The sequence below is a fragment of the Paraburkholderia sp. RL17-347-BIC-D genome (genome assembly GCF_046027915.1).
In the GTDB taxonomy this organism is placed as follows: Bacteria; Pseudomonadota; Gammaproteobacteria; order Burkholderiales; family Burkholderiaceae; genus Paraburkholderia.
This window is the reverse complement of record NZ_JARESS010000074.1, coordinates 20,568-28,497: the sequence shown is the minus strand read 5'-3', so window position 1 is coordinate 28,497 and position 7,930 is coordinate 20,568. Positions and strand designations below refer to the sequence as shown.

Here is a 7,930-nt window from a genome sequence, read left to right as displayed (position 1 = left end):
CTTTGAAGACACAGGGAATTGAACTGCCCCGCCTCGGATTTGGCACATTTCGTATGCCGGGCGGAGGTTGCCAGCCAGTAGTTGAAAGTGCGCTGGAGCTCGGATACCGACACATCGACACCGCCGAGATGTACCAGAACGAAGAAGCCGTAGGCGCCGCAATTACGGCCTCGGGTCTCGCGCGAAAGCAACTGCATCTGACCACCAAGGTATGGCACGAGAACCTCGCGCCGGATGCCCTGCGTCGCGCCCTTGACGCCAGCCTCGCAAAGCTCGGTGTCGACTACGTTGACCTGTACATGGTGCATTGGCCTTCGCGCGACATGGACCTCGGCGCCGTCATGGAAACAATGCAAGGCTTTCTGCAGAACGGCACCGTTCGCTCAATCGGTGTGTGCAATTTCAACGTGACGATGCTACGAAAAGTCATCGAGGAAATCGGTGCCCCCATCGCCTGCCACCAGATTGAATACCACGCATTTCTAGACCAGTCGAAGATGCTGAACTACTTGCGCGAGAAAGGCATTCCACTTGTCGCCTATGCCCCGCTTGCGCAAGGCAGGGCAGCATGCGACCCCGTACTTCAGGCAATCGGCACCAAGCATGGCGCGACTGCTGCCCAGGTTGCACTCGCCTGGCTTCTGGAACAGGACGGGGTCGCCGTGATTCCTAAGGCTCAACGCCGCGAGAGTCAAAAATCCAATCTCGACGCGCTGGCGGTGAAACTCGACGATGATGACCGGCACGCTATTGCGGCGTTGCCGAAGAACCACCGTTTCGTCACTCCGCCATTCGCGCCGGAATGGGACGCGTAACTGTTGCCTTCGCACTGCAGTGCAGTCCATTCGCTAGTCATCGCCGCAGCGGTGGGGCGGCAATCGACGCTGTTTCATCGACATCCATTCAACAGAACGTCAGACTCTCGCGTGAACCGCCTTCGATTGCGTCCATCATGTTCAACTCATGCGAGACAAACAGCGTGGACGCAAAAAGTCTCTGAATGCCTTCACCTTCAGGGCCGTGTACTACAGCCCGGGGAGCGGTGAGTGCCAAAGTCTCACATACGAGTTCATTAAGTCAGATGACTCGTGGCTCTTAAATGCCCTCCTTTGAGCAACCCGCAATTTGGTGGATTGACCTCTGTTTCAATCCACCATCGTGAGCCTGCAACAATCGGTGGTCACGCCGCCAACCGATGCTCATAATACGGCCGGTCCCTGTCATCAAGAATCGCGTACATTGACTCCAGCTTTTTCGGGTTTGGCTTGAGCCACGCATCGATGTTTTCGGGCTTGATAGGAATGATGCAGCGGTCGTGACCCGCCGCTGCAACCTCCGCCGGCGGTTCGTCCGTGATGGCCGCGAATGAGAGCAAGTCTGATTCGCCCGACGCTGACCAGCGCGACCACAAACATGCGACATGCATCAGCTCGCCGTTACTCGGGCGAAACTCCAGCACAACATTTTCGTCACGCTCGTGTGTCTCGAGTAGCGTTCCCTCCATCTTGGCTCTGCTCACATTTTCGTAGAAGACGTCGACAAGTATGATGCCATGCGTGTACCCAAACACAGGTTTCCAAAAGCCCTGGAGATTGTCGCGCCTTGCGGTATATGTGCCTGGATATTTGACGTCGTAGACAGCCGGTTTGCCAGCAATACGACACTGATAGCGCATTGGCTTCACAACGCGTTGACCGTCTTCGATGACCATCACGGGTGCGTAGTGGCCGGGGAAAATGCGCGAGTCACGCGGCTGAGGCTCGGTGCGCTGGATGTCGTCAAGCTTGCCGCGGGTCCAGGCGATTTTATCCATGGCGATTCGCTGGCTTTCGGTGGCGGCTTTCGTTACCTTTGTCTGCAGTGACCGTTCGGCGTCCGCTAGCCGCTTACGTTGTTTGAACAGGTCCTGTTCAAGTTTGGTCACTTGGCCAGCATTGAAACGGTCGATGAGTGCTTTGATTTCGCGCTCGGCGTCAGTCTGCGGCTCGGCAAAAGAGTCTTCAATCGCCTTCGGTATCTTTGCCTTACTAACGCCTTCCGCGCGCTCAAAAAACAAGCGCGCGAACTCGTCGATGTCCATCACGGCGCCGAATGTGCGCACGAATTTCCGGTAGTCAGCCTGAATCTGGGCCGAGTAGCACATAAATGCCTCCGTTCCTGTTGTGGAAGAGTAGGTTGCCAGCGTGCAGCCGTCCTCTCATTGCAGATTTTTGAACAGCTGCCCGCGCAAGGTTGATGCTATCTGCTCAAGGATATCGGGCAAGAGGACTTGTGCATCAAGCGGTCCTACGACGGAGTACCCCGAGCCTGCATCGCCGTCGATGATGACGACTGCAGCGCAACGCGCACCCGTCGTCTGCCTGACGTAAGCGCAGGCTTCATCGAACTGACCCGCTGCTTCACCACCCGCCACAACCCTAGCGCCCGCATTGTCTGTCATGGCAACCCTCCGAGACGTAAGTAACTCACGACCATTCTATGCTGACAGGCTCATGTCCAGAGCATGGAAGCCAGTTCCTCAAATTTTCCCGTAGGCGGATGGAAACAATGTTCGCAGTACAAGACCGCCGTGGGCTCAAATCTGCGGGGCAAACCGGCCAATGCGTGCCGCTGGCATTGAACTACCTTATTGCCGCGTGATAAAGGGGGAAGCTGCCGTCAGCAGAAGTTTCTGCTCGCAGTAATCAAACCGCCGAGCAGATACGACATGTCAACGAGCCGCTGCGCGACCAGATGCCGAACCTCGCCTTGGCATTGCCAGGTTCCGTACACGGCAAGCAACGACGCTCCAAGGGCCTCCTTCCTTTGTCTTTCAAAAAGGCTTGGCCAAATGATGACATTCACGTTCCCCGTCTCATCTTCCAGCGTCACGAACAAGACGCCTTTCGCGGTGCCCGGCCGCTGTCGCACCGTAACAAGTCCACAGCCTCGCGCGAGTCGTCCATCACGGTATGTGCGCAAAGTTGACGCTGGCATCAGGCGGTTCGCTAGCAACTGCGGCCGCAGCAACTCAAGCGGATGCCGACCGAGAGTGAGACCAACTGACCGGTAATCAGCGACGATGTCGTGCGCCTCTGTCGGCGCACCAAGGTCAGGCGTTTCGTCTTCAACCGCGGCCACTGCAAGCATGTCTTTATCCGGCACAGCGGCAACAGACTGCCATAGCGCTTCGCGACGATTGCCGGCAAGCGAAGCCAACGCATTGGCATCGGCTAGAAGGTGAAGGTCCTTTCGGTCCAATTGCGCTCTGCGAGCAAGGTCCTTCACAGTTTCGAAAGGTCGAACTGCCCGGGCATTCTCGATACGCTCGGCAGCGCCATCTTTCATGCCTCGGAGTAACGATAGGCCGAGACGCACTACCGGTCGCTCCGCAGAAGGGATTGTCGTGAGCACTGAGTCCCAACCGCTAACAGTCACATCGACAGGAAGCACTTTGACGCCATGGCGCTGGGCGTCCTGGACGAGCTGTGATGGAGAGTAAAACCCCATGGGTTGCGAGTTGAGCATGGCAGCAAGAAATGCCTCTGGCTCGTGGCACTTCAGCCAGCTGCTTGCATATACCAGCAACGCGAAGCTTGCCGCATGACTCTCCGGGAAGCCGTACTCGCCGAACCCTTTGATTTGCTCAAAGATGCCTTCAGCGAAGGCCTGGTCGTAGCCGCGTTCGAGCATCCCGTTAACGATACGGTCATAATATTTCTCAAGTCCACCTTTACGTTTCCACGCGGCCATCGCGCGCCTCAACTGGTCGGCCTCGCCGGCGGTAAACCCTGCGGCCAGGATAGCCACTTGCATGACCTGTTCCTGAAAAATTGGTACGCCGAGCGTACGGCCGAGTGCCGTCTTCAACGCCTCACTCGGATACGTCACGGGTTCGAATCCTTGACGACGTTGCAGATAAGGATGGACCGCGCCACCCTGAATCGGTCCCGGCCTGACGATGGCTACCTCAATGACCAGGTCATAAAAGGTGCATGGCTTCATGCGAGGCAGCATGCTCATTTGCGCCCGCGACTCAATCTGAAACACGCCAACAGTGTCCGCAGCAGAAATCATCTCGTACGTCTGCGGGTCTTCAGCGGGAATGTCTTGCATCTCAAAGCGCTCGCCGCGCTGCTCCGACACGATGTCCAGCGCGCGGCGGATGGCCGACAGCATGCCGAGCGCGAGCACGTCAATTTTCAGGAGGCCTAGCGCCTCGAGGTCGTCCTTGTCCCATTCGATAACGCTGCGGTCAGCCATTGCCGCATTCTCGACCGGCACGAGACGGGTCAGCTTGCCGCGACTGATAACAAAACCGCCAGAATGCTGTGACAGATGACGTGGAAAGCCTAGGAGCTGTGACGCGAGTCTCGCCCACGCCTGCGTAAGCGGCTTCTCGGGGTCAAGCCCGGACTCGGCGAAGCGCTTCAGCAAATCCTCACTGTTATCAAACCAGTGATGCGACTTGGCGACCAGGTCAACTATCTGAGGGTCAACGCCAAGGGCCTTGCCAGTCTCGCGGAGCGCGCCACGCGGTCGGTAGGTCGAAACCGCAGCGGCAATTGCGGCGCGGTCGCGACCGTACTTACGATAGATGTACTGGATGACTTCTTCGCGCCGCTGATGCTCGAAATCCACATCGATGTCTGGCGGCTCACCGCGCTCTTTTGAGATGAAGCGTTCGAACAACATACTACCGCGTGCCGGGTCGACCTCTGTGATGCCGAGGCAGTAACACACTGCGGAGTTGGCGGCAGAGCCGCGGCCCTGACACAGGATGTGCTGGCTACGTGCGAAGCGAACAATGTCGTATACCGTGAGAAAGTACGGCTCATATTTCAACTCCGCTATCAGCTCCAGTTCGTGCTCAATCTGTTCCTGTACCTTGTGCGGAATACCCGAGGGGAAACGTCGCTGCGCGCCGATGTATGTTTCCTGCCGAAGGTAAGCTTTCGGGGTGATGCCTGCGGGAACCAGTTCGTCAGGATATTCATAGCGCAGTTCGTCGAGCGAAAACGTGCAGCGACTCGCGATGTCGACGGTCGCCGCGAGTGCTTCGGTCGGGTACAGGTTTGCAAGCCGGAGCCGAGACCGCAGATGCTGCTCGGCGTTTGGCGCAAGGTCGTAACCGCATTCGTGAACTGGTTTCCCGACGCGGATGGCGGTCATCGTGTCCTGCAGTGGCTTGCGCGAGCGCACATGCATGACGACATGCCCCAGCGCCACCACGGGTACATCCAGGTTGCGCGCGATGAACTCGACCGAGCCACGGTGAATTTCATCCATGGCCCGTTGATGAAGCACCAACCCGACCCAGGCGCGGCCAGTAAATGTATCGTCCAGCCACTCGACCTGTGCAGCAAGGACATCCTCGTTGGCCGGGAAATCCGGTACAAGAATGGCGAGACAGTCCGGCATCCCGCGAAGGTGCCGATATTCCTTCTCTGGTCGCGAGAGGTCCTGTGGCGTCAGCCGATATTTGCCCTTGGTTGCCCGGGTGCGGGCGAGCGTAATCAGTTCAGACAGGTTTCCGTATCCCTCGCGGTTCCTGGCGAGCAGGATGAGTCCGAACGCGGGCGAGCCGTCGGCGTTGACGAGCCGGAAGAACGAGCCGACGATAAACGGTAGCTTCGTCTCCTTCGCTGCGACGTGCGCACGCACAACACCAGCTAGCGAACATTCGTCTGTGACAGCCAGTGCCGAATAGCCGAGCTGTGCCGCGCGCTCAGACAGTTCCTCGGCATGGGAAGCGCCATGCAGGAAGCTGAAATTCGAGAGACAAAAGAGCTCGGCATACGCCGGAAGGACATTGAAGGTGGTGTCCATGACGCATCAACCGAATAGTCCGTGAAGGAACCACCGCTGCTCCTCTTCCGCATCGCGGCTGCTGACACGCTCGCGATATATCCAATAGCAACTCTGGTCTTCCGCCTGCGCCACGAAATAATCGCGCGTCACGAGCTCACCATCAAACCAACCGGCCTCGATGCGTTCGCCAGGTGACACCATCCGCAGTGGAGAACCATAGAAGGGACGATGCTGACGCATCAGCAGTCTCACCGGTCTGTCCAGCATCCAGGTTGGTCTCGGTAGACCGAGCGGAAGTGCTTCCTGCTTCGACTTGAACGTCACCGGCACCCAACGGTTTGCGACCTCCGGGCGATGGTCGGCAGTCGGCGCGGGTCGAAGAACATTGTCCTCTCCAAGCCGCGCAACAAGCAGCTCCAGAAGCCGCGCATGGTCTTCCTTCGAACCTCCCGGCTCCGGGAATAGCGTGTCAGATGCCGGCGCTGCGGATTCCACTCTGGACGCATCGAGTCGCAGCGCGATGACGGGTGCGGCCAGCTCAATCCGGTGTAACCGCTCCTTGAGCAGCCTGACAAGATGCTCCTCTTTCCAGGTCGGCTCGCCCAGCGCAATGTCGATGGTTGTCGGCTCGATAGCGTCGCGCCCGCGTTCATGTTCGAGCAGCAGTCTGATAGCCGTAACCGCAAGCTGCTTGGCGCAAAGCCAGCCGCACAATTGCACGATGAGTCGATGCGCACCGAACACTGCGCCGTCCGCGTGTTCAAGCCGGTCCGGCATTTCGATGCGTGCGGAAAAAGTGGGGGGCAGTTCGAGCCAGTCAAACAGTTCGGGAGCCGTGCCGAACGCGCGGTCGAGCGAATCAAGGAGATGTTCACCGCATCGCCGCTGCAGACCGGCGCGTGGCAGGCGTCTTACATCCGCGATGGTTTCGCACCCGAGCCCGGAGAACCAGTCTCCGAACGGACGAACCTCAGGAACGGCCATCATCGGTAAAGCGGCTAGTCGTTGTTCAAGGGAAGCCAGCTTGAGTACGCGCCGGTTTCCGAACTTCGCCAGGAGCCATCCACCCTGGCCGGTGGGTGCAGCGCTAATGCGTGCTGTAAGCCCGAGCGTCCCAAGGACCGCTTTCGCTTCGCGGCACAATGCAAGCAGGCCGCCGAAGAGTCGCAGACTCGCGCCGACCTCAACAACGACGGTCGCTTCGTCAAGCAAGGCGACCTCAGGTGAAAACCGCATCAGGGTGATGCCCACCTCCCGCTGTGCCGCGGCCTCCTTGGCCGCATCGCGTTCATGCATCTCTGTTTCCGGCGACAGTGTCAGCACTCCGCCGCGCTTCATCCCGAGGCGCACGCCAGCTGCGCGAGCCGTGCTGTCGGTAATGACCACTTTGTCTTTCTCCAGGACTGCACTTCCGTGGGCAGGCTCAGACGACCACTTCGGTCGGAACACCTCGAGCGGCAACTTCGGCAAGTGGACGGCGAGAAAGACGCGCATGTCGGGAAAGCAATACGGGTGTGGGTTGAAGGGGAATCGACAGAGGCTCTGCGCGCGCTGGCCCTCGTCGTTTCACAATGTCAACGGTCAGACCGTCGGCGGATGGTCTTAAAGCGAGCCGCAAAAGCGCGGGCGATGAGTCCTGTGCCGCTGCCAGGGGCCTGACCATCACGAAAAGTGTTTCGGATGACTGCGCCGCCAGATGCAGGCGCCGCAGCGATGATGCCTGCGCGTATTGCGCCCAGAAGATGAGCGCACCGCAACTGCCTGCCCGCAGAATCTGCTCAGCCGACCAGAGCGCATCGGCGGTCTTCTGCGCTTTCACCCTCAGCACCTGGTCAATGGGAAGTCCGATGTAGTTGAGTCCAAGTCCGTCCGGGGTGTGTGGCGGCTGCACGAACGCCACAGGGCGGTCGCTCGAGCCACTGAGCGCCGGGCGCAACAGTCGCAATTCACCCACCCCGGCTTGCTGGACCATCAGGTCGATGAGCGCTCCGACCGGCCAGCCTCCACCGGGAAGCTCCGCCGACAGGGCCGGATAGCCAGTCTCGACGACCCGCCCACGGCCACGCGCGAGCTGGGACGCACGCCACAGGGACGGATGTATCTCTTCGGCCGTGACGGTTGTGCGGGACATGTGGACCTG

General features: G+C 59.2%; 6 protein-coding genes. 1 reads left to right on the top strand and 5 read right to left on the bottom strand.

Annotation, left to right across the window (positions count from 1 at the left end):
- The first annotated feature begins 2 nt into the window (after window positions 1–2).
- The gene (locus tag P0D96_RS43550; RefSeq protein WP_408320182.1) at window positions 3–815 is read left to right on the top strand and encodes an aldo/keto reductase; all 813 of its coding nucleotides are present in this window, start codon (window positions 3–5) and stop codon (window positions 813–815) included.
- A gap of 365 nt (window positions 816–1,180) precedes the next feature.
- On the opposite strand, the gene P0D96_RS43545 is transcribed toward P0D96_RS43550, so the two are convergent.
- The 5 genes from P0D96_RS43545 to imuA form a co-directional block, all read right to left on the bottom strand.
- On the bottom strand, window positions 1,181–2,143 hold the full coding sequence (locus tag P0D96_RS43545) for an SOS response-associated peptidase family protein (protein WP_408320180.1): 963 nt from the start codon (window positions 2,141–2,143) through the stop codon (window positions 1,181–1,183).
- Window positions 2,144–2,197: 54 nt separating this feature from the next.
- On the bottom strand, window positions 2,198–2,440 hold the full coding sequence (locus tag P0D96_RS43540; RefSeq protein ID WP_408320179.1) for a hypothetical protein: 243 nt from the start codon (window positions 2,438–2,440) through the stop codon (window positions 2,198–2,200).
- 218 nt (window positions 2,441–2,658) lie between these two features.
- Complete coding sequence (locus P0D96_RS43535) at window positions 2,659–5,808, bottom strand: error-prone DNA polymerase (RefSeq protein ID WP_408320177.1); 3,150 nt, start codon at window positions 5,806–5,808, stop codon at window positions 2,659–2,661.
- A 6-nt stretch (window positions 5,809–5,814) separates the two neighbouring features.
- Entirely contained in the window at window positions 5,815–7,284 is a 1,470-nt protein-coding gene (locus tag P0D96_RS43530; protein ID WP_408320175.1) for a Y-family DNA polymerase, read from the bottom strand.
- Entirely contained in the window at window positions 7,214–7,921 is a 708-nt protein-coding gene (gene imuA / locus P0D96_RS43525) for a translesion DNA synthesis-associated protein ImuA (RefSeq protein ID WP_408320173.1), read from the bottom strand. The genes P0D96_RS43530 and imuA overlap by 71 nt, the downstream gene beginning before the upstream one ends.
- Between the last annotated feature and the right edge of the window lie 9 nt (window positions 7,922–7,930).

Coding starts and splice junctions, on each gene's coding strand:
- P0D96_RS43535 (WP_408320177.1), bottom strand. CDS start 5,808: ATGGACACCACCTTCAATGTCCTTCCGGCGTATGCCGAGCTCTTTTGT.
- P0D96_RS43540 (WP_408320179.1), bottom strand. CDS start 2,440: ATGACAGACAATGCGGGCGCTAGGGTTGTGGCGGGTGGTGAAGCAGCG.
- P0D96_RS43545 (WP_408320180.1), bottom strand. CDS start 2,143: ATGTGCTACTCGGCCCAGATTCAGGCTGACTACCGGAAATTCGTGCGC.
- P0D96_RS43530 (WP_408320175.1), bottom strand. CDS start 7,284: ATGCGCGTCTTTCTCGCCGTCCACTTGCCGAAGTTGCCGCTCGAGGTG.
- imuA (WP_408320173.1), bottom strand. CDS start 7,921: ATGTCCCGCACAACCGTCACGGCCGAAGAGATACATCCGTCCCTGTGG.